We start from the raw sequence: 25,178 nt of genomic DNA, 5'->3' as shown, positions 1-25,178 counted from the left end.
AGCGCCGCGCATCCTGTTTTCCGCAAGCCCTTTTGGAGAGTGCCATCATGAAATCCCGTGCCGCCGTCGCCTTTGGTCCCGGCCAGCCGCTGCAGATCGTCGAGATCGACGTCGCCCCGCCGAAGGCGGGCGAAGTGCTGGTCAAGATCACCCACACCGGTGTCTGCCACACCGATGCGTTCACCCTGTCCGGCGATGATCCGGAAGGCCTGTTCCCGGTGGTGCTGGGCCATGAAGGCGCCGGCATCGTGGTGGAGGTGGGCGAGGGCGTGACCAGCGTCAAGCCGGGTGACCACGTCATTCCGCTGTACACCGCCGAATGTGGTGAATGCCTGTTCTGCAAGAGCGGCAAGACCAATCTGTGCGTGGCGGTGCGTGCCACCCAGGGCAAGGGTGTGATGCCCGATGGCACCAGCCGCTTCAGCTACAACGGCGAGCCGATCTACCACTACATGGGCTGCTCGACCTTCAGCGAATACACCGTCGTTGCCGAGGTGTCGCTGGCGAAGATCAACCCGGAAGCGAACCCGGAGCATGTCTGCCTGCTCGGCTGCGGCGTGACCACCGGCATCGGCGCGGTGCACAACACCGCCAAGGTGCAGGAAGGCGACAGCGTGGCCGTGTTCGGCCTGGGCGGCATCGGCCTTGCGGTCATCCAGGGTGCGCGCCAGGCCAAGGCCGGGCGCATCATCGCGGTGGACACCAACCCGTCCAAGTTCGAGCTGGCCCGCGAATTCGGCGCCACCGACTGCATCAACCCGAAGGACTTCGACAAGCCGATCCAGCAGGTGATCGTGGAGATGACCACCTGGGGCGTGGACCACAGCTTCGAGTGCATCGGCAACGTCAACGTGATGCGTGCGGCGCTGGAATGCGCCCACCGTGGCTGGGGCCAGAGCGTGGTGATCGGCGTGGCCGGTGCCGGTCAGGAAATCTCCACCCGCCCGTTCCAGCTGGTCACCGGCCGCAAGTGGATGGGCACCGCGTTTGGTGGCGTGAAGGGCCGCAGCCAGCTGCCGGGCATGGTCGAAGACGCGATGAAGGGCGATATCGAGCTGGCCCCGTTCGTCACCCACACCATGGACCTGGACAAGATCAACGAAGCCTTCGACCTGATGCATGAAGGCAAGTCGATCCGTTCGGTCGTCCACTACTGAGCCGCGCTGGGCGGGAGGCGCATGCCTGCCGTCCCTCGGGAGGAAACCTCATGGAACGTATCGAACACCGCGCCTGTGCCGGCGGTTGGCAGGATGTCTACCGCCATCATTCGACCACGCTGGGCTGCGACATGCAGTTCGCCGTGTACCTGCCGCCGCAGGCGGAAACCCGGAAGCTGCCGGTGCTGTACTGGCTGAGCGGACTGACCTGCACCGAGCAGAACTTCATCACCAAGGCCGGCGCGCAACGCTATGCGGCCGAGCACGGCGTGATCATCGTCGCCCCGGACACCAGCCCACGCGGCGATGACGTGGCCGATGCCGAGGGCTATGACCTGGGCAAGGGCGCGGGTTTCTATCTCAACGCCACACAGCAGCCGTGGGCCAAGCACTACCGCATGCACGACTACGTCGCTCACGAGCTGCCGGCGTTGATCGAGGCGGGTTTCCCGGCCACCGACGCACGAGGCATCAGTGGCCATTCGATGGGCGGCCATGGCGCGCTGGTGATCGCGCTGCGCAACTCCGGCCGCTACCGCAGCGTGTCGGCGTTCTCGCCGATCGTGGCACCCAGCCACGTGCCGTGGGGGCAGAAGGCATTCGCCGCCTACCTTGGTGACAACCCGGCCGACTGGGCGCAGTGGGATGCCTGCGAACTGGTGGCCCACGCCGGCGAGCGCTTGCCGCTGCTGGTTGACCAGGGCGAGGGGGATGAGTTCCTGCACAGCCAGCTGCAGCCGCAGCGCCTGCAGCAGGCCTGCGATGCTGCCGGTCATCCGCTGAGCCTGCGCCTGCAGCCCGGCTACGACCACAGCTATTACTTCATCGCCAGCTTCATCGGCGAGCACATCGCGCACCACGCCCGGGCGCTGCACGTCTGACCCTGACGGTAGTGCCGGCCGCTGGCCGGCATTGCCTTGAGAACAGTCGAGCAAGCTCGACGCTACGGCGGCCAGCCGCCACGCATGGCGTGGCGCTTACACGTCGTCTTCTTCTTCCGCCGCTTCACGGCCCTGCTGGCGGATCAAGGCTTGTTCGCGCGCATCGTTGATGGCGTGGCGCACGCTGTCCAGGTCGACGGTGGATTCATCGTGCACGAAGGTGCCGGTGAGCTCACTGTCCGGCAGCAGGCTGCCCGCCTCGAACAGCGCCCACATTTCCTCGCCATACCAGCTGTCCAGCAGTTCGGGCGCGAAACGGCCCAGGTAGGCGGTGAGGTTGTTGACATCCCGCAGCAGCATGCTGCGCGCGGCGTTGTTGCCGCCCGCACTGACCACCTGAGGGAAATCGATCACCACCGGGCCATCGGGACCGACCAGCACGTTGTACGGCGAGAGATCGCCATGGATCAGGCCGCAGCACAGCATGCGCACCACCTGGCGGACCAGGGTCTGGTGGAACTGGCGGGCCTGCTCGGGCTCCAGCTCCACCTCGCCCAGGCGCGCGGCGGAGAAACCGTCGGCATCGGTGACCAGCTCCATCACCAGCACGCCGTGGTAGTAACCGTACGGCTCGGGCACGCGCACGCCGGCATCGCGCAGCTGGTACAGCGCGTCCACCTCGGTGTTCTTCCAGGCCGTTTCCTGCTGCTTGCGGCCGTATTTGCTGGCCTTGCCCACCGCACGCGCCTCGCGGCTGCCGCGCACCTTGCGACCTTCCTGGTACTGCACGCGCTGCTGGAAGCTGCGCTGGGCCATGTCCTTGTAGACCTTCGCGCAGCGCACCTCGTTGCCGCTGCGTACCACGTACACGGCCGCTTCCTTGCCGCTCTTGAGCGGGCGTAGAACTTCATCGATCACGCCGTCGTCGATCAGGGCGCGCAGTCCTTCCGGGGTTTTCACGGGATCTCTGGGGCGGCCGGCGCGGACGCGCTGGCCAGAATGGGGAGGAATCTGCGCATTTTACAGGTCGCGGCTGCCCAGCGGCTTCCCGGCTGGCCCGCGAGCGTCGCTGGGCAACCGTCCCACGAGACGGCTGCCACCGTCGCGGATTTTCCAAAGTGGATCACGCCACCGTGGCGGCGCCGCGCGCTATCGTGCGGCCATACGGCCTTGCCGATGGGGGATGCATGCCGGTTGCGCTGGCGCTGCTGTTCGTGGTCTGCCACGGTCTGGTCGTGGCGTTCTGGCCGGGTGCGGCCGGAGAGGGATCGTTCGTGTTCCTGACCGCAGCGCCTCTGCTGGCTGCCGCGGCCTGCCTGTGGCGTGGCCAGCGCGACCGCGCTGCACTGGGCTGGCGGGCCACTGCAGTGGCGCTGCTGCTCTGGGCCGGTGGCATGGCCTTCAACATGGCCGACGCGCTGGGGGCTGGGCGGGCCGACATCACCCCGCGCGCCAGCCTGCTGTTGTATGTGCTGTACGGCGTGCCGCTGGTGTTCATCCTGGCCCGCGCCCGTCGCGAACGCCGGATGATCAGTCTGATCGACGGCGTGATGGCCGCCCTGCTGGGCGTGCTGTTCTTCGTGCATACCCAGTCCTTCGCCGACCGCATCGATATCGATGGCCAGGCGATGGCCCACATGCAGCGCATGTTCGACATCCAGAACCTGTGCATCGCCGGCTTCGCGGTGGTGCGCTGGGTCGCTGGCGATGCACCTGAACGACGCAGCTTCTACCGCGCCCTGGCGCTGTATGCACTGTCCTATCTGCTGCTGGCGTTCTACATCAATCACTACACCGCCGAGCAGTCGTTCGGCGCCTACAACGATCTGTTGATCGATCTGCCGTTCCTGCTGCTGGCCCTACTGGCGCTGCGCCAGGCACCTGCGCCGGGCTTCGTGCTGCATCCCCGCCTGCTGCGATTGGTGCAGGCGGGTGGACCGATCATCCTGCCCCTGTTGCTGCTGGTGGTCGGCACCCTGGTGGTGGACCACGCGCGGCCCTTGGCGCTGACCGGTTTCGTGGTGGCGACACTGGGCTTCAGCCTGCGCAGCACGTTGCTGCAGCTCGACCTGCTGGAACGACAGGCCGGCCTGGATCAGCTGGCGCGGCAGGATGGCCTGACCGGCGTAGCCAATCGCCGTCAGTTCGATACGCTGTTGCTGGCCGAATGGAACCGTGCGCGCCGCAGCGGCAGCGAAATGGCGTTGCTGCTGGTGGATATCGACCATTTCAAGGCATTCAACGATCAGCACGGTCATCCCGCCGGCGACCGCTGCCTGCAGGCGGTGGCTGCGGTGCTGCAAGCCACCGCAGGGCGCGCGGCCGACAGCGTGGCGCGCTATGGCGGTGAGGAGTTCGCGGTGATCGTGCCCGGCAGTCCGCTGTCGGGTGTGCTGGCGCTGGCCGAGCGCCTGCGCGAGGCGGTGGAAGCGCTGCCGCTGCCGGAAGGCCGGGTCAGCATCAGCGTGGGCGTGGGTTACCTGCATCCGCCGGCGCTGGCCACCGCCGAACAGTTGCTGGCCGATGCCGATGCCGGCCTGTACGCGGCCAAGCGTGCGGGCCGCAACCAGGTGATCCTGCACGCACACGTGCTGGACGACGACGGGGGCGCGCACGACACGCTGGACTGTTGAGCATGGCTGCGCGACTGCCACGGCAGGAAAGTGCGTGGTTGATCGGGGCTGGCGCGACCGCCCGGTCGGATCCAGCAGGCGCAGGCGTTGCCGGCCAGCGGCCGGCACTACCCTGGCAGGCAGCCCGCGTCAGGCCGCCGCAGGCCAGTACATTGCCATGCTGGCGATACCTACGGATCACGTGTTTCCACCAGCACCGGGCAAGGCGCATGGTCGATCGTCCATTGCCCCACCGAGGGCTCAAACAGGCGCTGCAGGCGTGACAGATGGCGGTGGCCGATGACGATCAGGTCGCATTGCAGGCGACGCGCCTGCGCGCTGATCACTTCGCCAGGATCGCCGGAAGGCAGCTGTGCGATGGCGTCCACGCCGCGCTCGCGCAGCTCGGCCAAGGCGTCGGCCAGTACCGCTTCGGCATGCGCCTGCTGCCGGGCGGCGGCGGGATACTCACGGCGGTCGGCATCGGTGGCACCAGCGGCCAGTGCGAATTCGGGGTCAAGCACGCACAGCAGGTGCAGGCGGCTGCGGGGGCCGGCCATGGTGGCGGCCAGGTCCAGCACGCGGTCGTGCTGGGGGCCGCCATCAAGCGCGACCAGCAGGGTGTTGAACATGGAAAGCTCCTTTGCAGGGCGCTGATGGTCGCTGATGTCGTCGCGCGCACCCATGCCGTGCGCCGCAGTCAATGCGTGCGTACAACGCAATTCTGGATGATCTGGATTGCAGTAGAGTCATCCCATTTGCGGGAGACTGCCATGCCCTTGCCGGACCTGAACCTGTTGCTGGCGCTGGATGTGCTGATCGACGAATGCAGCGTGGCGGCCGCTGCGCGACGGATGAATCTCAGTGCGCCGGCGATGAGCCGTACCCTGGGCCGGGTACGGGTAGCCCTGGGTGATCCGGTGCTGGTGCGCGCCGGCCGTGGGCTCGCCCCCACGCCACGCGCGCTGGAACTGCGTGAGCAGGTGCGCGATGTGATCGAGCAGGCACACCGCGTGTTCAATGCGGGCCGCGAGGTCGACATGGCCACGCTGGAACGAACGTTCAGCGTGCGCGCCAACGATGTGTTCATCGGCAGCTATGGCGGCCGCCTGCGTGATGTCTTCCGCCAGCAGGCACCGCGCTGCATGCTGCGCTTCGTGCCCGAAGGCGATACCGATGACGATGCGATGGTGCAGGGGCGGATCGACCTGTACATCAGCACGGCCGGCAAGCACAGCCCGGAAACCAAGGTGCAGCACCTGTTCACCACCTCGCTGCTGGGCGCGGCACGCGAGGATCATCCGTTGTTCGACGGCGACATCAGTGTCGAGCGCTTCGCCGCGTGCGACCACATCGCCGTGTCCCGGCGCGGGCTTGCGCATGGCCCGATCGACGAAGAGCTGGCAGCGCTTGGCCTGCAACGGCGGGTGGCGGTGGTCATCCCTACCTTCCACGGCGCGATCTTTGCTGCCGCCGATTCGGACCTGGTGCTGCCGCAGATGCCAAGCGTGATGCTGGACCGCATCACCCGCATGGGCCTGCCGCTGCGAATGTTCCCGCTGCCGGTGCCGGTGCGGACCGTAGCGCTGGTGCAGGCCTGGCACCCACGCATGGACAACGACCCGGCCCACCAGTGGCTGCGGCGGGCGATCAAGGGCATGTGCGATTCGGTCGAGGCGGCCCACCACTGATTGCCCGCGGGCGTGCGCCGGACGCACGCCTGCGATGCCGGGCACGCCATTTTTCGCAGGCAACGGCCTTTCTAGACTGCGCTCCCGAAAGTTTCACTGAGCGCAATCCAATGTCTCCATATATGCCGTGTACTGCACGGATCGGCAGCCGGCAGTGAGCACGCCGGCCGCCATGCCCGCGGCGCCGGCAGCGCCCCGGCCCGTCGCTGCCCCCGGCTTCGACCGGCGCATCCTGGTTGGGCTGTGCGGTGTGCTGCTGGCAGTGCTGGTGTCGGGTTTCAACGAGAACGTCACCAAGGTCGCGCTGGCCGACATCCGCGGTGCGATGGGTTTCAGCGTCGATGACGGCAGCTGGATCGTGGCGCTGTACAGCGCCATGTCGGTCAGCGCGATGGCATTCGCACCGTGGTGCGCAGCCACCTTCTCGCTGCGCCGCTTTGCGCTGGCGATGATCGGCGGCTTCATGGTGCTGGGCGTGCTGTGCCCGCTCGCCCCTAACCTGCAGACCTTTCTGCTGCTGCGCGCATTGCAGGGCCTGTGTGGGGGCGCGTTGCCGCCGCTGCTGATGAGCGTGGCGCTGCGCTTCCTGCCGCCGGGCATCAAGCTGTACGGTCTGGCCGCCTACGCACTGACCGCCACCTTCGGGCCGAGCATGGGCACCCCGCTGGCCGCATTCTGGGTGGAGCAGGTGGGCTGGCACTGGGCGTTCTGGCAGATCGTGCCGTATTGCCTGGCGGCGATGGCGATGGTCGGCTGGGGCCTGCCACAGGATCCCCTGCGGCTGGAGCGCTTCGCACAGTTCGACGGCGTCGGCCTGATGCTCGGCCTGCCGGCGCTGGTGCTGCTGGTACTGGGTCTGGTGCAGGGCCCGCGCCTGAACTGGTTCGACTCCTCGTTGATCACGCTGATGCTGGGTGGCGGTGCGGGTCTGCTGGTGTTGTTCTTCATCAACGAGTGGTTCCATCCATTGCCGTTCTTCAAGCTGCAGCTGCTGGCCAACCGCAACCTCAGCTACTCGCTGATTACCCTCGGTGGCGTGCTGTTCGTGCTGCTGGCGGTGATCTCCATTCCTTCCGGCTTCCTCGCCAGCGTGCAGGGCTATCGCCCGCAACAGACCGCGCCGATACTGCTGTGGGTGGCGGTGCCGCAGGTCATCGCGCTGCCGTTGGTCGCCGCGCTGCTGAACATCCGTGCGATCGATTGCCGTTGGGTGCAGGCCACCGGCCTGGCCCTGCTGGCGCTGGCCTGCTGGCTGGGCGCGCATCTGGACGTCAGCTGGATACGCGACAACTTCCTGTGGGTACAGCTGCTGCAGGTGTTTGCGCAGCCGATGGCGGTGCTGCCGTTGCTGATGCTGGCCACCGGTGGCCTGGCGCCACAGGACGGCCCCTTCGCATCGGCGTGGTTCAACACGGTCAAGGGCTTTGCTGCGGTGCTGGCCAGCGGCGTGCTGGAAGCGGTCGCGCAGGGACGCCGCCATTTCCATTCCACCGTGCTGGTCGAGCGGCTTGGCGAACAGCCGTGGCTGGCCGAAGGGCCGCAGCTTGGCGCGCGCCTGCATGCGCAGGTGCAGGCGTTGACCTCGGCCGATCTCTACCTGCTGGTCGCGTTGGTCGCGCTGGCCTTCATTCCCCTCATTGCCTGGATGCCCACCCGCATCCATCCGCCACGTGCCGTGGCCTGATCCCCTTCGCAGGAATCCCCTCATGACGATCAATCGAACGTATCTCAACGCGGGCCTCGGCCTGGGCGTACTGCTTCTGGCCGGTGCTGCCTGGCTGCTGCTGCGCGACGGCCGCCACCAGACCACCAACAACGCCTATGTGGTTGCTGATTACACCGTAGTCGCACCGAAGATCGCCGGCTTCGTCAGCGCGGTGAACGTGGAAGACAACCAGGCGGTGAAGGCCGGTGACGTGCTGGCCCGTATCGATGACCGCGACTACCAGGTCGCGTTGCAGGCCGCCCGCGCCGACCTGGCCAATGCGCGTGCGCAGCTGGCCAACGCGCAGGCGGCGCTGGCACAGCAGGGCTCGCTGATCGAACACGCCCAGGCGAGTGTGGATGTCAGCCGCGCCGAACTGACCCTGGCCAGCGCCGACCAGCAGCGTTACCGCGAGCTGGCCCGCGACGGTGCCGGTACCGTGCAGAACGCGCAGCAGGCGCAGTCGAAGCAGGCCGTGGCCAGTGCACATCTGCAACAGGGACAGGCCGCGTTGTCGACCGCACGCCAGCGCACTGACATCCTCGCTGCCGGGGTGCAGGCCGCACAGGCGGCCGTGCAGCGTGCCGAAGCCGCACAGGCGCGCGCCGAACTGGATCTTTCGCACACCGAACTGCGTGCACCGATCGATGGCGTGGTGGGACGCCGCGCAGTGCGCGTCGGCGCCTACCTGACCCCGGGCACGCCGGTGGCCGCAGTCGTGCCGCTGCAGCGCGCCTTCGTTGTCGCCAACTTCCAGGAGACGCAGATGACCCGCATGCAGCCGGGGCAGCAGGTCGAACTGACGGTGGACGTGTTCCCCGGCACGCGGCTGCGTGGCCATATCGACAGCATCGCCCCGGCCACGGGGGTGACGTTCGCCGCGGTGGCGCCGGAAAACGCGACCGGCAACTTCACCAAGGTGGTGCAGCGCATTCCAGTGAAGATCGTGCTGGAGCCGGAGCAGGCATTGCTGGGCCAACTGCGTGCCGGCATGTCGGTGGAAGCCAGCGTGGATCTGCAGCGTCCGCAGCGGGTGCAGAGCGCGCAGCGCGAGCGGCACCGCACGGGCGGGGAAGGCGCATGATCCGCGTATTCCCGCGTGTACTGGCTGCAGCGGCACTGTGCACGGCGTTGACCGCCTGCACGCTGGGACCGGACTTCGTGCGCCCGCAGGCCGACCTGCCCACGCAGTGGCAGGGCGAAGCGGTGGCTTCAGCTGCGCTGGATGACGACGCCAGCTGGTGGTCCGGTTTCGATGATCCGCTGCTGGGGCAACTGGCGACGCAGGTACTACAGGCCAATCTCGACCTGCAGCTGGCCGCCAACCGGGTGCAGCAGAGCCGCGCCGCGCGTGGCTTCACCGCGGCCGACCGGCTGCCCAGCGTCGGCGCCACTGCCAGTGGCGTACGCGCGCGCAACAGCGAGGTAGGCCTGAACGATCCGTCCGGTAATGGCGGTCGCGATGACTATGGGCTGTTCCAGGCCGGCATCGGCATGAGCTGGGAACTGGATCTGTGGGGACGCGTACGCCGTCAGGTGGAAGCGGCCGACGCACGCGTGCAGATAGCTGAGGAAGATGCACACGCGGTGCGCATCGCGCTGCTGGCCGAGACCGCGCGTGATTACCTGCAGTTGCGCGCGACGCGCCAGCTGCTGGCCATCACCGAGGACAACCTCAGCATCGCCCACGACACCAAGCGGCTGACCGAAGCGCGCCAGCGCCAGGGCGTGGCCAGCACGTTGCAGGTCTCCAGTGCGGCGGCGCAGGTCGCTTCGCTGCAGGCCCGCATTGCGCCGCTGCGGCACCGCGAATCGCAGCTGCGCAATGCACTCGCGTTCCTGCTGGCACAGCCGCCGCAGGCGCTGGACGCGCAGCTGCAGAGCGCGCGCCGCGATTGGCCCGCGTTGCCGACCATGGCCGTGGGCGTGCCCAGTGAACTGGCCGAGCGTCGCCCGGATGTCCGCCGTGCCGAGGCTGCGCTGCATGCTGCCACGGCGGGAATTGGCGTGGCCAAGGCCAGCTTCCTGCCGCGCATCACCTTGAATGGCGATGCCGGTTTCCAGGCCAGGCAGCTGGATGATCTGGATGGCTGGAACGCGCATCGCTTCAGTATCGGCCCGTCGATCAGCCTGCCGATCTTCCAGGGCGGACGCCTGAAGGCCAACCTGGCGCTGAGCAGGCTGCAGCAGCAACAGGCGGCCCTGCAGTTCCGCCGTACCGTGCTGCAGGCCTGGCATGAAGTGGACGACGCCATCGATGGCTACGCCGCCGAACAGCAGCGTGCCGCGCAGCTGCACGTGGCGGTGGATGAGAGCGAGACGGCGCTGGGTGCGGCGCGTCGGCAGTACCAGGCCGGCGTGGTCGACATGCTGGATGTGTTGAGCACCCAGCGCATCGCGCTGGACAACCAGGCCGCGCTGGCCAACAGCCAGGCGACCGCCGCGATTGCACGCCTAGAGCTGTATCGCGCACTGGGCGGCGGTTGGTAAGGCGCAGGTTGGGTAGTGCCGGCCGCTGGCCGGCAGATGCCGTATGCATGAGTTGCCGGCCAGCGGCCGGCACTATCCTGGCAGGCAGCCCGCGTCAGGCCGCCGGCTTTTCGCGTTTGCGGAACAGCAGATAAGGCCAGATACCGATCAACACCGCTGCGATGACCGTGCCGTAGACCAGGGCGAACACTGACTTGCCCGGCTCGGTCCAGACCATGCCCAGCAGAAGCAGGCCGAACACGATGGTCGGCCCGCCCAGCAGGATCATGGCGAAGGTCTTTATCCGTCCGCTGGTGGGCGCATTGGCGAGCTTGCCGACCATGTCGGTACCACCGAAATGCACCTGCAGTGCATCGTTGGTGGAACGGGCGGGCTGCGGTTTTGCGGGTTCCGGCGGCGCTACCGGTTGCTGCAGGTCCATGTCCTGAGTCGCCGACGGCAGCAGGTCCGACAGGTTGGTCTGCTCGATGAGCGCTTTCAGCTTGGGGTCCATGTGCAATCCGTGCAGTCGCCTTTGGCGGCGGCACGATACCAGCACACCCAGATGCCGGGTAGTGCCGGCCGCTGGCCGGCAGCTCGGCAAGGTGAAGCCGGTAGTGGCCAACCTTGGTTGGCAGCCTTCAGGAAAGCGCCAACCAAGGTTGGCGCCTACCAGAGCCGGAACTCAACGCACGTCGCGCAGTTCCCAGTGGTGCCCGGCCAGCAGGCGCAGGCGCTGCTTGAACACGTCACTGTCGATGCGGGTGGTGGCCACCAGGTTGATGCGCAGGTCCTTCTGCTCACCGGTCACGGTGGCCTCCGGATCGGTCGCGCCCCACTGCGGCTCCACCGCATCCGGGTCCGGCTGCTTGTCGCGCCAGCGCTCGAACAGGCTGCCATTGCGCAGCGCGTTCTGCAGTTCTTCGGCGAAGCCGGCAGCGCCCTGCGAATGGAAAGACAGGTCGGGGTCGTTGCCGCGGGCCTTGGACGGTTCGGGCAGGCTGATGTGGTACTGCGCAGGCATGTTGATCTCCTTGAGGTGCGGCTAGGCTGGCATAGGCGCGGTGGAATCGATGTGCAGATTCCAGAGCGCGGTTGGCCTTCATTCAAATCGATGCGGCCCATCGGCAAAACCCACGGTGACCGCGCCCTTGCCGACGTTGACCATGCCGGTCAGGCTCATCACCGATTCGTACACGGTCACGCCATGGTCGGCGCAGACCTCCTTCATCTGCGCATAGCCGGGCAGGGCACGCAGCTCGTCCAGTTCGCCGCCGTAGCTGACGCACACGGTCGGCGTCATCAGGCCGGCGCGTACGCGCTGGCCGACCACGCCGAACAGCTTCAGCACGGCATTGTCGAAACCCTTGATCTTCGCCACCGGCCCGGTCTGCCCGCGATAGCCATGCAACACCGGCTTGATGTCCAGCGCACTGCCCAGTGCGGCGCTGAGCAGGCCGACGCTGCGGTCGCCCTTGTGCCGGGCGCGGGCACGCATGTAGTACAGGTCGCGGGTGACCATGTAGCCGTGCACGTTGCCGGCCAGTTCTTCCAGGCGCTCGCGGATCTGCTGCACGCTGGCATCACTGGCGCGCAGCCGCACCGCTTCCACCGCCGTCACCGCCTGGGCGGCGAACAGGTTCTGGGTATCCAGCACGCGCAGCGCGAATGGCGAGTTGAAGCCGGCCGCCTGCCGCACCGGCTTGTAGTCGTTGAGGATGGCGAAGCTGGCCTGCAGTGCATTGTCGTGGATCGGGCTGCGGGTCTTGGTGATGGTCATGCAGAACACATGGTCGTAGTCGATCACCAAGCGTTGCAGGAACAGGTCGCGGATCTGGTTGACGCTGAAGGGGATGGTCTCCGCTTCGGCGCCGTGCTCGGCGACGTGCGCGTGCAGGAAGCTGAGCGTTGCCTGCTCGTCGCGGTGGTCGGCGAGCACCGCTTCGCCGATCCGCACGGTGATCGGCAGCAGCACGATGTTGTGCTCGGCAATGAAGTCCTGCGGCAAGTCGCAGGCCGAGTCGACGACGATTCCGATGCGCATCCGCGGCTCCCCCTCCAGGGCGGTTGTAGGTTCGGAAATGTGAAAACTATCTCAAAACGGGGGCGGGCGCGCGAGGGAAACGCGCCGCTCCCTGTTCAGCGACTGCGCTGCACCGCCACCGGCAGGGCCACCGCCTGCTGCCAGTCCGGCCGGTCCAGCAGGCTGGGGTCGTCCAGCACCGCCGCCATCAGCGGGTGGGTATCGTTGCCCCAGAACAGTTCGCCGTCGATGGCCAGGGTCGGCACGCCGAACACCCCGGCCTCGATCGCCGCCTCGGTGTTGCGTCGCAGCTGCTCCTTGATGGCCGGCTCGCCAATGGCCGCCTCTACGTCGCTGATACCCAGCCGGGCGGCGGGTTCGCGCAGGGCCTCGGCCGTGTCGCCGGCGTGGCCGTCGCGCCAGATCCAGTCGAACAGCGCATCCACCGCCGCAGTGCTGGCACCGGCGGCCAGGCACAGGCGCAGGGCCGCCAGCGGATTGAACGGGTGCCCGGGCGGGAAGCGCAGCGGGGTGCCCTCGGCCTGCGCAGTCCACAGCAGCTGGCGGTACATGAAGCGGCGCTTGGCCGGTATCTCCGCCGGGCCCAGGTTGCCCAGATGGTGCAGTACCGCACCAAAGGCGATGGGTACCGGTTGGATGCGCCCGAACTGCGGCAGCTGCTTCACCTTCTGCCAGTGCAGGTAGGAATAGGGCGAGACGAAGTCGAAATACCAGCGCAGGGTGGGCATCGATGGCTCCTGGTTAGGGTCAGGGCTGCGCGTTGCGCTGCAGGTAGCGGTCGCGCAGTTCGGTCTGGCGCGAGCGCATCGGCATCGCGCGGCCGCCCAGCCAGACCTGTTCGGCATAGTGCGCCACATCCAGCGGATCGCCTTCCCACAGCACCAGGTCGGCACGCTTGCCCGGCTCGATGCTGCCGATCTGGTCGGCCACGCCCAGCACCTCGGCCGGTACCCGGGTCAGCCCGGCCAGTCCGTCGGCCCAGGGCAGGCCATTGGCCACCGCGTTGCCGGCCAGCTGGCGCATCTTGCGTGCATTGTGCGAGGCGTCATCGCGCTGGGCGAAGGCAACCGGTACGCCCGCGCGCTGCAGCCGCGCGGCGTTTTCCAGGGTGGCGCCGATCTGGTCGAAGGTCGTCGGCAGGTTGCCCAGCGCGTCCACGAATACCGGCACCCTGGCTGCTGCCAGTTCCGGCGCCAGTTGCCAGGCCTCGGCACCGCCGGCAATGGCGATCTTCACCTTCTCGCGGGCCGCCCAGCGCAGCAGCTGGCGGATGTCGGCCGCGCGGTCCACTTCCACCACGATGCGGCCCTGCCCGGACAGATAGCGGGCGAGCGTGCGGCGGCCGGCCGGGGTCAGCAGCGCATGCGGCGAGTCGGCGGCCACCTGGCCGCGTGCCTCGTCCACCATCTGCTGCAGCAGCATCCATTGCGCCGCGCGCGATTGACCGGTCAGTTCAGATGCTGCAGCACCCAGGCGCAGGAACAGCGCGCGCGGGCCGATCGGGTCGGCACTGCCATCGAAACGCACCACGCCGCCCTGGCCGGCAACGAAGCCACCGCCGGTGGCCGCGCCCAGCGCAGTGAAGCCGATGCCGTCCAGGCGCGCCACCGGAATCAGCACGGATGCCGGGTTATAGGCCAGTGTCACGTCGAACTCCGGGCGCAGCGGCTGCTCGCCGATCTTCAGTGCGCTGTCGACCGTGCTTGATTCACCGGATACTTCCTCGATGCCGATCTCGGTGATGCCACCGAACAGGGCAGGGGTCAGCATGCGGCCCTTGGCTTCGACCACCGGCACACCGGCCGGTGCGGACAGGCCCCGGCCCACCGCACGGATGATGCCGCCCTGCACCAGCACATCGGCATCTTCCACGTTGCCACGTGCGCTGGCGGTAGCGACCGTCGCACCGCGCACCAGCAGGTCCTGCGCCGAGGCTGCGGTTGTCATCACCAACAGCGCAACCAAGGTAGCGCCGGGCCATGCCCGGCGGCGCTTGTTCAACATGCCCATCAGCGCAACTCCTGTCCAAGCTGGAAATCCGACCGCGGCGTTGCCGATGGCGTGCTGCGGTCGTACACACGGCGGCCATCGACGAACACCTGCTCGGCCAGTGCATACGAACTGAAGGGATTGCCGTTCCAGATCACCACGTCGGCCATCTTTCCGGCCTCCAGCGTGCCGGTCTGCGCCTCGATGCCCAGCGCCTTGGCGGCGTTGGCGGTCATCCAGGTGATCGCGCGTTCCGGCGCGATCTCCGGCATGTGCGCGCGGCGCGCGGCGGCCATCACCTTGGCTGCCTCCTGGTTCAGGCGCTGGATGCCCTCGGGCGAGTCGGAGTGGACAATGGCGCAGCTGTTCTTCGGCCGGTCGACCAGCGCGATGTTTTCGGCGATGCCGTCGAAGGCTTCCATCTTGAAGCCCCACCAGTCGGCCCACAGTGCCCCGCACACGCCTTCGGTCGCCAGCCTGTCGGCCAGTTTGTAGGCCTCCACGCCGTGGTGGAAGGCGGCCACCTTGAAGCCGAATTCCTTGGACAGGTCGAGCATGGTGGCCATTTCATCGGCGCGATAGCAGTGGATGTGCACGCGGATATCGCCCTGGATCGCACCGGCGAGCGTATCCAGCTTGAGGTCGCGCTTGCCGCCGGCATCACCGGCGCTGTCGCCCTTGTCGCTGCCGAACCAGCCCTTGCGCTTGGCCGGCTTCGGCTTGTTCTTGGCGATGTAGTCGGCTGCGTCGATGAAGGCTGCGCGGTAACCGGCCACGTTGCCCATCCGCGTTGCAGGTGCCACGCCCTTGCCGCCACCGTAGACGCGCTTGGGGTTTTCGCCGCAGGCCATTTTCAGGCCCCACGGTGCGCCGGGGAACTTCATCGCCTGGTAGGTGGTGGCAGGCACGTTCTTCAGCGTTACGCCGCGGCCACCGACCAGGTTGGCCGAGCCGGGCAGCACCTGCATGCTGGTCACTCCGCCTGCCAGTGCCGCCTGGAAACCGGGGTCCTGCGGCCATACCGAATGCTCGGCCCAGACGTTGGCGGTGACCGGCGCGGTCATCTCGTTGCCGTCGCTGTGCGCGCCGACACCGGGGCTGGGATAGACGCCCAGGTGCGAGTGCACGTCGATCAGGCCGGGCGTCACCCACTTGCCGTCGGCGTTGATGCGGGTGACGCTGGCATCGACCTGCAGCGCATCGCCGACGGCGACGATGCGGCCATCGCGCAGCAGCACATCGGCGTTGTCGAGGCGCTGGCCGGTGCCGGTCAGCACCGTTGCGTTCTGGATCAGCAGCGGCCCATCGGGGTGCGCCTGGTAGGTGCTCGGGTAGGGATCGGCCACGAAGCGCGAAGCGCCCACGGCCGGCGCCGTGCTCAGCGATACCAGCGCCAGACCCAACCCGGCGCGCAACAACGTCGATGTCATGCAGATCCCCTTGGCAGCGTGTTCAACCCACCGACGCTAGCCGGGGAGCGGCGTGCTTGCCAAGTGTCCTTTTTCACGGGTCGCCATCGGCCATCTCGACGGCAACGACCGCCTCCCGGAAAATGGTGCTCCCCACGCCGTACCGGAGCGCCCATGAAGAGCAAGCAGGACATCGTCGACAACTGGCTTCCGCGCTATACCGGCGTGCCTCTGGACCAGTTCGGCCAGCACATCCTGCTGACCAACTTCGGGGGCTACCTGCATACGTTCTCCGCGCTGACCGGGGCGCCGGTGATCGGCCTGGACCGGCCGATGGCCAGCGCCACCATCGACGGCATCACCATGATCAACTTCGGCATGGGCAGCCCCAATGCCGCGATCATCATGGATCTGCTGTCGGCGGTGATGCCCAAGGCCGTGCTGTTTCTGGGCAAGTGCGGCGGGCTGAAACGCAAGAACGAGCTGGGCGACCTGGTGCTGCCGATCGCGGCCATCCGCGGCGAGGGGACCTCGGGCGACTACCTGCCGCCGGAAGTGCCGGCCTTGCCGGCCTTCGCCCTGCAGCGTGCGGTTTCGACCATGATCCGCGACCTCGGCCATGATTACTGGACCGGCACCGTCTACACCACCAACCGCCGGGTCTGGGAGCACGACGAGGCCTTCAAGGAGCGGCTGCGGGCGATGCGCTGCATGGCCATCGACATGGAAACCGCGACGATCTTCGCTGCCGGCTTCGCCAACCACATTCCCAGCGGGGCCCTGCTGCTGGTTTCAGACCAGCCGATGATCCCGGACGGGGTGAAAACCGAGGCGTCCGACGCCAAGGTCAGCTCGCAGTTCGTGGAAAACCATATCCAGATCGGCATCGAGGCGCTTAAGCTTATCCGGCGCAACGGCAAGTCGGTCCGCCACCTGCGCTTCGACGAATGATGATGATGGCCTGGCGCGGCGCGCCGGCCCTGGGGAGTAGGTGATGGACGTTGCCGCGCAAGTGGTGGATTTCTGGAAAGACGCGGGCCCTGAAAAGTGGTTCGCCCGCGATGATGCGTTCGACGCGCGGTTCCGTACGCTGTTCGCGGACGAACACCACGCTGCCGCATCGCGCGCGCGCGAGCACTGGCTGGGCAGCGCCGAGGGCGCGCTGGCGCTGATGCTGCTGCTGGACCAGTTCCCGCGCAACTGCTTCCGCGGCACGGCCCATTCCTATGCCACCGATGGCCTGGCACGGCACTACGCCACGCGCGCGATCGAAGAGGGGCTGGACCTGCAGCTGGTCCCCAAGCTGCGCGCCTTCATCTACCTGCCGTTCGAGCACTCCGAAGATCCGCTGGACCAGGACCGCTCGGTCGCGATGTTCGACGTGCTGGGTGACAAGGAATACCTGCAGTACGCCGAACTGCACCGCGACATCATCCGCCGCTTCGGCCGGTTCCCGCACCGCAATGCGGTGCTTGGCCGCATTCCGTCGCCGGAAGAACTGGATTACCTGGCCGAAGGCGGGTTTGCCGGGTAACCGGAACGTCAGCCCCCGCGCTTGGGGCACGGAAGGAGTAGATCCACACCACGCGTGGATGGGCTCAACAAAAAACGCCGGCTTTCGCCGGCGTTTTTCCTGTGCATCAAGCGCAGCCGATCAGTACTTCGGCACGCCGTTGTCCACTTCGTCCGACCAGGCATCGATGCCGCCGGTGACGTTGAATACCTTGCTGAAGCCCAGCGCACGGAACTGCTCTGCTGCCTGCGCGCTGCGGCCACCGTGGTGGCACAGGAAGGCCAGGGCGGTGTCCTTGGGCAGGGCTTCCAGCTCGGCGCGGCCGTTGCCATCGAAGCTCTTGAACGGTACGCCGACAGCAGCGATGGCGCGTTCTTCGGCCGGGCGCACGTCCACCAGCATCACGTTGCCGGCACGCACCAGGTCGTCGGCATCACGCACGCTGATTTCCTGCACCGGCTTGGGCGCGTTCGGGTTGTCGATCGCCAGGCCCTTGCCACGGATGTCGTCGACCCAGTCGATGGTGATGCCATCGGCGCGGCGGGCGCTGGCCAGGTCGAACTGCACGCGCAGGCCGTTGGACTCGGCGGCGATCGCGCCTTCATCGTACGGGGCCAGCTGGAAGTTCGGCTGGAAGCGGGCATCGATGCCCAACTGCAGCGACGCACCCGGTGAATCGGCCAGCGCTCCCTTCAGCATTTCCACCGCGGCGGGGGTGACGGTGATGCGCGGCGGGGTGCGGTCCGGTGCAGCCAGGCCCAGCACGCTGCTCAGCTCGCCGCTGGCGGCCATCTGCAGCACGATGTCGCTGCCGCCGACCAGTTCGCCGTCGATGTACAGCTGCGGGATGGTCGGCCAGTCGCCATAGGCCTTGATGCCTTCACGGATCTCCGCGTCAGCCAGCACGTTGACGTGGGCGAACTCCACGCCCAGGTCCTGCAGGGCACCCACGGCCTTGGCCGAGAAGCCGCACTGCGGCATCGACGGCTGGCCCTTCATGAACAGCACGACGCGGTTGTCGTTGAGGATGGTTTCGATGCGCGAACGCAGGGCGGGATCGAGGGACATGGCAGTCATGGGTCCGAAAAATTCGAATCATCAATTCTACCCCCCATGGCATCATGGGGCATGACCAACGCAGGAACATTGCATCGCATCCCTACCCGGCCCTGGCGCTGGGTGCCCTGGCTGGTGCTGTCGCAGCTGGCCGTGATCCTGGTCTGGGTGCTGGCGGGCTGGCACTGGGGCCTGGCCCTGATGGTGGCAAGCCACGCGTTGTTCATGGTGCCGGTGTTCCTGCCCAACAGCCGCTTCTACGCGCCGGTGCTGAGCCGGTTGCCCGAGGCTGGCAACAGCGTCTGGCTGACCATCGACGACGGCCCCAGTGAACAGACCCCGGCGGTGCTGGATCTGCTGGATCGGCACCAGGCGAAGGCGACCTTTTTCCTGGTCGGCGAGCGCGTATTGGCGCATCCGGCCTTGGTGGAGGAGATCCTGCGTCGCGGACACGACCTCGGCAACCACAGCCACAGCCATCCGCAGGCGCGCTTCTGGCGGCTGGGCCCGGGCACGATGGCGGCGGAGATCGAGGGCTGCCAGCAGGCGCTGCAGGCGGTGAGTGGGCGACCGGTGCGCTGGTACCGCTCGGTGGTGGGCATGACCAACCCGTTCGTGGCGCCGGTACTGCGCAAGCTGGGCCTGGTGCGCGTGGGCTGGAGCGCCCGCGGTTATGACGGCGTCGGCTGCACCCCGGATGGCGTGCTGGCGCGTCTGCTCCCGGACCTGCGCCCGGGCGCGATCGTGCTGCTGCATGAAGGTGCCGCACATGGCCACAACCTGGCCATCATCGAACGGGTGCTGCAGGTGCTGGACGAGCGCGGCCTGAAAGCCGAACTGCCGGCCAGGTGACCGGTAGCGCCGGGCCACGCCCGGCGAGCGCGCAGCGCGGCAAGAGCGAAGCGACCCGCGTTTGCCCTTCGCTTTTCTCTTGTCTTCCGTGGTGGACGCGCCCGTAAACCGTCCGTGCCCGGGTGGGATGGGCTGCGCGGGGTATCCGCGCCATGGATAGCGCGGCTAAGCCCCCAAGGAGGGGTTCACGGCGTCCCCGCGCAGCCCATCCCGCCCGGGCAGCCCCCGTAGACCGCCGCCCACCACGAGGGGCTCAGCCGTTGGCCGCAGTTCCCGGCCGCTCGGCCACCAGCAACCAGCTGTTGAACGGCGTGCGCCCATGCAGCGGACGCAACGGAGCCACCTGCATGCCGGCAGCCGCCAGCGTGGCCTGCAGCCGCTGCGGATCCGGGTAGTGGCGAGGTCGCGTGCCCATCCAGCCGACCAGCCAGGCCAGTCGGTCAGCCACCCGCGTGGTGCGGTCGCGGCGGTCGCCGGTTGCCAGCGGCGTGCGCAGCAGCAGGCGGCCACCGGGCGCGACCCGCGCGCTCACCGCGCGCAGCAGCTCTAGTTGCGGCGCTTCGTCCAGGTACTGCAGCACATCCAGCAGCAGCACATGCCCACCATGCACCGGCAACGGCGCCTGCACATCCAGACAGTCGAACCGTACGTCGGCCAGGCCGCTGCCGGCGCGCTGCGCACGGGCGATTTTGTCGCTGTCCACGTCCACCCCGAGATACCCCTGCTGGCGACCGCGCTGGCGCAGCACATGTGCGAACAGGCCCAGCCCGCAGCCCAGGTCGAGCACCGGCTGGCCGTCATCGGGAAGGTGCTGCAGCACGCCGTCATACAGCGGGTCGCTGCCCAGCTTGCCGCGCGTGTAGTAGTAATCGCGGCGGCTGCCCCAGGCCTGCATCGGCCGGAAGGACTCGGCGATCAGGCGCGCCTGCCCGGCATCCAGCGGCGAACAGGGCAGGGGCGTGCCGTTCCGTGGCGTGCCGTCCATCGTCTCAGTCCGTCCTGCCCAGCAGGTGTGCGGCCACCGGCAGCGCACGCGCGCTCCACAGCGCGTACATCCGTGCGGACGGGTGCAGGCCATCCTCGGCGATCATCGCCGGGTCAGCGCCGGTGTCGCGGCTGATATCGGTGATGTCGACGAAGGCCACGCCCTGCTGGGTGCTGATCACCTCGGCGGCAGCGTTGAACTCGTCGGTTTCCAGTTCGATCTGGCCCAGGTCGCGGCCGCTGCCTGCACCGTACGGCGTGGTGCCCCAATCCGGGAAGGACAGCACCAGGACCCGGTCCGCACGGCCGCCGGCAAAACCAATCGCGCGTTGCAGCAGGGCCTGGAACTGCACCTGGTACTCGTCCAGCGGACGCCCGCGATACTGGTTGTTGACGCCGATCAGCAGGCTGACGAAGTCGAACGGCCCTTGCGGCGCAACGTCGTTGATGCCGGCATCGAGCTCGTCGGTGGTCCAGCCGGTGGTGGCGATGGTCTGCGGGTCGCCCAGCGCGATGCCCTGCGCGCGCAGGGCGGCGGCGAGCTGATGCGGCCAACGGCCGTCGACCGCGACCGCTTCACCGATGGTGTAGGAATCGCCCAGGGCCAGATACGACAAGCCCATCGATCAAGCCACCGACCGGCGGGGCTTCAGCGGCACCACCTTGGTGGCGTCTTCGGCACGGCGGGTGAGGGCGCGGTCGATACGGGCGAACACGTCGCGCATCACCGACGCCTCCGGCAGCAGGGTCACGCGGAAGTGATGGCGGTAAGGCACGTTGAAGCTCGAGCCCGGCACCACCAGCACGCCGTCGTTGTTCATCAGGTCCAGCGCGAAATTATGATCGTCGAAGCCCTTGGCAGCGGCACCGACCACGGCCGGGAACGCGTACAGCGCGCCGGCGGGGGCAACCAGCGACAGGTGTTCGCTGGCCTCGCAGGCTTCGATCACCGCACGACGGGTTTCATACAGGCGGCCACCCGGCGCGCACAGCTCCGAAATGGTGTCCGGGCCGTTCACTGCGGCGTCGATGGCGTACTGGCCCGGCACGTTGGCGCACAGGCGCAGTGCGCCCAGCAGGTCCAGCGCGGCGCGGAAGTCGCCCAGCCGCGCGTCGTCGCCGCTGAGGTGCGCCCAGCCCACCCGCCAGCCGCAGGCGCGGTGCACCTTGCTCAGGCCGCCGAAGGTCAGGCAGGGATGGTCACCGGCCAGCGGTGCGACCGGCTGGAACACCGCGTCGTCGTACAGGATCTGGTCGTAGATCTCATCGACAAGCAGCAGCAGGTTGTGGCGGCGCGCGATCTCCACCACTTGCTCCAGCAGCTCACGCGGGTAGCTGGCACCGCTGGGGTTGTTCGGATTGATCAGCACGATGGCGCGGGTGCGCGAGGACACCAGCGTCTCGATCTCGCTCGGGTCCGGCTGGAAGCCGTTCTCGGCGGCGCAGCGGTAATACACCGGGCGGCCGTCGTTGAGGATGGTCGAGGCCGACCACAGCGGGTAGTCCGGCGAGGGCACCAGCACTTCGTCGCCCGGGTTGAGCAGCGCACGCAGCGACAGGTCGATCAGCTCGCTGACACCGTTGCCGACGAACACGCGGTCCGGATGGGCATCCGGTGCGCCACGGCGGGCGTAGGCGGCGGCGATGGCCTCGCGGGCGACCGGCAGGCCCTGCTGGTGGGTATACGGATCGGTGCGACCCATGTCATCGGCGATCGCGCGCTGCAGGTGTTCCGGTGCACGGAAGCCGAAAGCGCCGGGATTGCCGATGTTGAGCTTGATCAGCTTGTGGCCCTGCGCTTCCAGCTCCCGGGCTCGCCGTGCCAGTTCTCCGCGGATTTCGTAGCGCACTTCGGAAAGGCGCTCGCGGATGACCAGGGGTTTGGGCGAGGGAGTGGACATGGGCGGTGGGCCGCAAAAGGCATGGGGCTTCCATGGTAGCGGAATTGCTGCAGCGCATGGCAAGGGCCGCAGGGCCCGCCAACATTGGGCTGGGCGGCACCACACAGGTAGAATGGCGGCGATGACCCAGACCCCCGATTTCACCGCTCTGCAGACCATTGGCTGGCCCTGGCCGGGCCCGCCGCAGCAGGCCGACTGGCAGGCTGTGATGGCCGCACACCCGCAGGCCCACCCGGCGCGGGTGATCGAGCAGCATCGCACCCACTATGTGGTGGCTGATGGCCCGGAGGCATCGATCAAGGCCGAATCGCTGCCGGAGTGGCAGCGCCCGCGCTTCCCCAGCCACGAACGGCCGGCGGTGGGCGACTGGGTGCTGCTGGATGGCATCCGCATCGTTGCCCTGTTGCCGCGACGTACCGCCATCAAGCGTGGCGCTGCCGGTGAGCATTACCACCAGCAGGTGATCGCCGCCAACATCGATACCGTCTTCATCGTCTGTGGCCTGGATGCGGACTTCAATCCGCGCCGTATTGAGCGCTACCTGCTGCTGGTGGGCGGTGGCGGTGCCGAACCGGTGGTGGTGCTGACCAAGGCCGACCAGACCGAGTACAGCGAAGATGCGCTGGCGGTACTGGAAGAACTGGAGATGCAGGGCATCGCCCTGCACGCGATCAATGGCCTGGATGCCGACAGTGTTGCAGTGCTGGAGCCGTGGCTGGGCCCCGGCCGCACGGTGGTGCTGGTGGGTTCTTCCGGTGCGGGCAAGTCGACGCTGACCAACACGCTGTTGGGCGAGCAGCGGATGAAGACCAATACGGTGCGCGCCAACGATTCGCGCGGCCGCCATACCACCACCCACCGCGCACTGATGCCACTGCCGATGGGCGCCTGCCTGATCGATACGCCGGGCATGCGCGAACTGAAGCCGACCGGCGAAGAAACGCTGGCCGAAGGCGGTTTCGCCGACATCGAAGCGCTGGCCGCGCAGTGCCGCTTCCGCGACTGCATGCACCAGCAGGAACCCGGCTGTGCCGTGCGTGCGGCGATCGATGCCGGCGAGATCGAAGAGAGCCGGCTGCTGAACTACTTCAAGTTGAAGGAAGAAGTGGCCGCCGCCGCCGCCAAGCTGGCCGTGCGCCAGGCCGAGACCGCGCAGGAACGCGGTGGCAGGAAGGGCAAGAGCCAGCAGTTCCGCCCGGCGGGCAAACCGCGCCGGCGCTAAGGCTGGAGAATGGTGGCTGCCAACCTTGGTTGGCACTGTCACGGCAGGGGCAGCCCAGTAGATCCACGCCATGCGTGGATGCTTCCCGCGCATGCATATCTGTGCCAACCAAGGTTGGCACCTACCAACGCGCGGGCAGGGCGTTATAGTCCGCCCATGGAACCGACCGCGACGCTGGACCGTGACGTGGCCCACCATGCAGCGCTCGATGCGCGCCTGGTCGAGGCCGTAGGAGGCATCCGCCTGCTGGGCCTGACCAGCTGGCCGGCGACACTGCAGGCACCCTTCCTGGACAGCGTGGCCCGTGGCCAGCCGACGCTGCCGGTGGTCGACTACCCGAAGCTGGACTTCAGCGACGAGCGTCGCGCGCTGGCCGCGCTCGCTGCCGAGTGTGACGAAAGCCATCCGCTGGGCCATTACGTGCAGCAGTCCGCGCAGAGCTGGGATCTGGCAGCGCAGCTGCTGGAAGGCCTCGGTACCGCGGCCGTGGATGCTTGTTCGATGCAGTTGTTCGGTTCGCCCGAGCAGCCGTTGCCGGGCAACGGACCGAGCACGCGCGATGCGGCGCGCCACTTCATCCAGATTGCTGCCGAACTGGATCACGAACTGCTGGCACCGGAAGAGCAGGTGCCGGTCTCGGCCATCGCCCTGCAGCTGCAGCTGCAGAATGATCTCGATGCGTTCTTTGAATCACGCATCATCCAGGTGCAGTTGGACCCGGAGCTGGTCTCGAAGGCGGCTGCAGGACCGACCCGCATCCGCCTGCGCACCAGCGCGCGTTTCAGCGCTTACGACCGCGCGCAGCTGTTCCACCACGAAGCGCTGGTGCATTCGTTGACGGCGTTGAACGGTCGCGCGCAGCCGGTGCTGCCGAGCCTGGCGCTGTCCTCGCCACGGGTGACGGCCACCCAGGAAGGACTGGCGACGTTTGCCGAGCAGATCACCGGCAGCATCGACATCGAGCGCCTGAAGCGCATCAGCCTGCGAACCGAGGCGATCGCGATGGCGCGCGAAGGTGCGGACTTCATCGAGGTGTTCCGCTACTTCTGCGATGCGGGGCAGAACCCGGAAGAGAGCTTCGCCTCGGCGCAGCGGGTATTCCGCGGTGTGCCGCCGAGTGGCGGCCTGGCCTTCACCAAGGACACGGTGTACCTGCGCGGGCTGGTGTCGGTGCATACCTTCTTCCGCCACATGCTGGCCGAGGATCGCCTGCAGGTCTGCCGCTGGTTGTTCGCCGGCAAGATGAGCCTGACCGATGCGATCGCGTTCGCCCCGCTGTTCGAATCGGGTGTGCTGAAGCCACCGCGCTGGCTGCCGCACTGGATGAGCCGGGCCAACGGCCTGGCTGGCATGCTGGCGTTCTCGCTGTTCGCCAACCGCATCCGGATGGACCAGCTGGCGCCGGAATGAAATGCGTTGGCGGGATGATGCGCTGGCGCCTCGATTGATATCGGTTGGCGGCGGTGGGGCACCCTGGCCAGGACACGCCGTAAACCCATCCATGGGGGCTCGATCGGCGCATCCATGCGCCTCACGGTCCTGGCCAGGGTGCCCCACCGCCGCCAGACAGTTTCCCGCGCGGGCGGCAGCACATCACCGCGCCGAAGGGATTGCGCTTGAAAAGCAAAGAGCCGGGCACTGCCCGGCTCTTTGCTTTTGCTTTTGCTCTTGCTTTCCATTGCCTCCGCGCCGG

At 67.7% G+C, this 25,178-nt stretch carries 24 protein-coding genes; 12 read left to right on the top strand and 12 right to left on the bottom strand.

The genetic code is table 11. The features are described 5' to 3' along the window. Positions 1-47: 47 nt before the first annotated feature. Together CLM74_RS17905 and fghA are read left to right on the top strand one after the other, a co-directional pair. The gene (locus tag CLM74_RS17905) at positions 48-1,157 is read left to right on the top strand and encodes an S-(hydroxymethyl)glutathione dehydrogenase/class III alcohol dehydrogenase (RefSeq protein WP_105164634.1); all 1,110 of its coding nucleotides are present in this window, start codon (positions 48-50) and stop codon (positions 1,155-1,157) included. A 50-nt stretch (positions 1,158-1,207) separates the two neighbouring features. Then, positions 1,208-2,038, top strand: coding sequence for an S-formylglutathione hydrolase (gene fghA / locus CLM74_RS17900; RefSeq protein WP_105164633.1), 831 nt, complete (start codon positions 1,208-1,210; stop codon positions 2,036-2,038). A gap of 96 nt (positions 2,039-2,134) precedes the next feature. Here the strand turns inward: fghA and CLM74_RS17895 are convergent, their stop codons facing one another. Beyond that, positions 2,135-2,998, bottom strand: coding sequence for a PA4780 family RIO1-like protein kinase (locus CLM74_RS17895; protein WP_025874091.1), 864 nt, complete (start codon positions 2,996-2,998; stop codon positions 2,135-2,137). A gap of 227 nt (positions 2,999-3,225) precedes the next feature. On the opposite strand from CLM74_RS17895, the gene CLM74_RS17890 reads away from it, so the two are divergent. Further along, positions 3,226-4,671, top strand: a complete 1,446-nt coding sequence (locus CLM74_RS17890) for a GGDEF domain-containing protein (RefSeq protein WP_105164632.1) — start codon at positions 3,226-3,228, stop codon at positions 4,669-4,671. Between the two features lie 170 nt (positions 4,672-4,841). Here the strand turns inward: CLM74_RS17890 and CLM74_RS17885 are convergent, their stop codons facing one another. Then, positions 4,842-5,282 carry a universal stress protein gene (locus CLM74_RS17885; RefSeq protein ID WP_059065132.1) on the bottom strand — a complete coding sequence of 147 codons (441 nt, stop codon included), beginning with the start codon at positions 5,280-5,282 and terminating at the stop codon, positions 4,842-4,844. A 141-nt stretch (positions 5,283-5,423) separates the two neighbouring features. Between CLM74_RS17885 and CLM74_RS17880 the strand changes: the two genes are divergently transcribed. The 4 genes from CLM74_RS17880 to CLM74_RS17865 all read left to right on the top strand — a co-directional run bounded on the left by CLM74_RS17880 (position 5,424) and on the right by CLM74_RS17865 (position 10,536). Then, a complete protein-coding gene (locus CLM74_RS17880; protein ID WP_025874094.1) occupies positions 5,424-6,341 on the top strand; it encodes a LysR family transcriptional regulator in 918 nt (305 codons plus the stop codon). Between the two features lie 154 nt (positions 6,342-6,495). Beyond that, positions 6,496-8,025, top strand: a complete 1,530-nt coding sequence (locus tag CLM74_RS17875; RefSeq protein WP_105164631.1) for an MFS transporter — start codon at positions 6,496-6,498, stop codon at positions 8,023-8,025. A gap of 22 nt (positions 8,026-8,047) precedes the next feature. After that, the gene (locus CLM74_RS17870; protein WP_105164630.1) at positions 8,048-9,130 is read left to right on the top strand and encodes an HlyD family secretion protein; all 1,083 of its coding nucleotides are present in this window, start codon (positions 8,048-8,050) and stop codon (positions 9,128-9,130) included. Next, positions 9,127-10,536, top strand: a complete 1,410-nt coding sequence (locus CLM74_RS17865; protein WP_105164629.1) for an efflux transporter outer membrane subunit — start codon at positions 9,127-9,129, stop codon at positions 10,534-10,536. Before CLM74_RS17870 ends, CLM74_RS17865 begins: the two co-directional genes overlap by 4 nt. 94 nt (positions 10,537-10,630) lie before the next feature. Here CLM74_RS17865 and CLM74_RS17860 read toward each other — a convergent pair whose 3' ends face one another. The 6 genes from CLM74_RS17860 to CLM74_RS17835 form a co-directional block, all read right to left on the bottom strand. Continuing rightward, the gene (locus CLM74_RS17860; RefSeq protein WP_080149858.1) at positions 10,631-11,029 is read right to left on the bottom strand and encodes a hypothetical protein; all 399 of its coding nucleotides are present in this window, start codon (positions 11,027-11,029) and stop codon (positions 10,631-10,633) included. Between the two features lie 171 nt (positions 11,030-11,200). After that, complete coding sequence (locus CLM74_RS17855; RefSeq protein ID WP_025874099.1) at positions 11,201-11,539, bottom strand: hypothetical protein; 339 nt, start codon at positions 11,537-11,539, stop codon at positions 11,201-11,203. A gap of 78 nt (positions 11,540-11,617) precedes the next feature. Continuing rightward, positions 11,618-12,559 (bottom strand): DegV family protein, encoded by a 942-nt coding sequence (locus CLM74_RS17850; RefSeq protein ID WP_025874100.1) that lies wholly within the window; start codon positions 12,557-12,559, stop codon positions 11,618-11,620. A gap of 95 nt (positions 12,560-12,654) precedes the next feature. Continuing rightward, the gene (locus CLM74_RS17845; protein ID WP_080149859.1) at positions 12,655-13,287 is read right to left on the bottom strand and encodes a DsbA family protein; all 633 of its coding nucleotides are present in this window, start codon (positions 13,285-13,287) and stop codon (positions 12,655-12,657) included. 19 nt (positions 13,288-13,306) lie between these two features. Beyond that, a complete protein-coding gene (locus tag CLM74_RS17840; protein ID WP_105164628.1) occupies positions 13,307-14,569 on the bottom strand; it encodes an amidohydrolase family protein in 1,263 nt (420 codons plus the stop codon). Then, on the bottom strand, positions 14,569-15,978 hold the full coding sequence (locus CLM74_RS17835; RefSeq protein ID WP_105164627.1) for an amidohydrolase: 1,410 nt from the start codon (positions 15,976-15,978) through the stop codon (positions 14,569-14,571). Before CLM74_RS17835 ends, CLM74_RS17840 begins: the two co-directional genes overlap by 1 nt. A 153-nt stretch (positions 15,979-16,131) precedes the next feature. Between CLM74_RS17835 and CLM74_RS17830 the strand changes: the two genes are divergently transcribed. Both CLM74_RS17830 and CLM74_RS17825 read left to right on the top strand, forming a co-directional pair. Continuing rightward, a complete protein-coding gene (locus CLM74_RS17830) occupies positions 16,132-16,908 on the top strand; it encodes an AMP nucleosidase (protein ID WP_025874105.1) in 777 nt (258 codons plus the stop codon). A 43-nt stretch (positions 16,909-16,951) separates the two neighbouring features. Continuing rightward, positions 16,952-17,491 (top strand): DUF924 family protein, encoded by a 540-nt coding sequence (locus tag CLM74_RS17825; protein ID WP_025874106.1) that lies wholly within the window; start codon positions 16,952-16,954, stop codon positions 17,489-17,491. 120 nt (positions 17,492-17,611) lie between these two features. Here the strand turns inward: CLM74_RS17825 and grxD are convergent, their stop codons facing one another. Continuing rightward, the gene (grxD, locus tag CLM74_RS17820; protein WP_025874107.1) at positions 17,612-18,538 is read right to left on the bottom strand and encodes a Grx4 family monothiol glutaredoxin; all 927 of its coding nucleotides are present in this window, start codon (positions 18,536-18,538) and stop codon (positions 17,612-17,614) included. A gap of 60 nt (positions 18,539-18,598) precedes the next feature. Here grxD and CLM74_RS17815 point away from each other — a divergent pair, with 60 nt between their 5' ends. After that, positions 18,599-19,378, top strand: coding sequence for a polysaccharide deacetylase family protein (locus CLM74_RS17815; protein ID WP_033831985.1), 780 nt, complete (start codon positions 18,599-18,601; stop codon positions 19,376-19,378). 253 nt (positions 19,379-19,631) lie between these two features. Here the strand turns inward: CLM74_RS17815 and CLM74_RS17810 are convergent, their stop codons facing one another. Genes CLM74_RS17810 through CLM74_RS17800 form a run of 3 tightly spaced genes read right to left on the bottom strand, consistent with a single transcriptional unit; the run spans position 19,632 to position 22,263 of the window. After that, complete coding sequence (locus CLM74_RS17810) at positions 19,632-20,363, bottom strand: class I SAM-dependent methyltransferase (RefSeq protein ID WP_025874109.1); 732 nt, start codon at positions 20,361-20,363, stop codon at positions 19,632-19,634. Between the two features lie 4 nt (positions 20,364-20,367). Next, positions 20,368-20,985 (bottom strand): SGNH/GDSL hydrolase family protein, encoded by a 618-nt coding sequence (locus CLM74_RS17805; RefSeq protein WP_099843620.1) that lies wholly within the window; start codon positions 20,983-20,985, stop codon positions 20,368-20,370. Between the two features lie 3 nt (positions 20,986-20,988). After that, positions 20,989-22,263, bottom strand: coding sequence for a pyridoxal phosphate-dependent aminotransferase (locus CLM74_RS17800; RefSeq protein WP_105164626.1), 1,275 nt, complete (start codon positions 22,261-22,263; stop codon positions 20,989-20,991). A gap of 121 nt (positions 22,264-22,384) precedes the next feature. Between CLM74_RS17800 and rsgA the strand changes: the two genes are divergently transcribed. Together rsgA and CLM74_RS17790 are read left to right on the top strand one after the other, a co-directional pair. After that, entirely contained in the window at positions 22,385-23,485 is a 1,101-nt protein-coding gene (gene rsgA, locus CLM74_RS17795) for a ribosome small subunit-dependent GTPase A (protein WP_227416527.1), read from the top strand. Between the two features lie 156 nt (positions 23,486-23,641). Then, positions 23,642-24,895, top strand: a complete 1,254-nt coding sequence (locus CLM74_RS17790; RefSeq protein ID WP_032975427.1) for a flavohemoglobin expression-modulating QEGLA motif protein — start codon at positions 23,642-23,644, stop codon at positions 24,893-24,895. Positions 24,896-25,178: the final 283 nt, after the last annotated feature.

The sequence above is a fragment of the Stenotrophomonas sp. MYb57 genome (genome assembly GCF_002966815.1).
Classification (GTDB): domain Bacteria; phylum Pseudomonadota; class Gammaproteobacteria; order Xanthomonadales; family Xanthomonadaceae; genus Stenotrophomonas; species Stenotrophomonas indicatrix.
The sequence above is the reverse complement of the archived record's forward strand: the minus strand, read 5'-3'. Positions and strand labels throughout refer to the sequence as shown.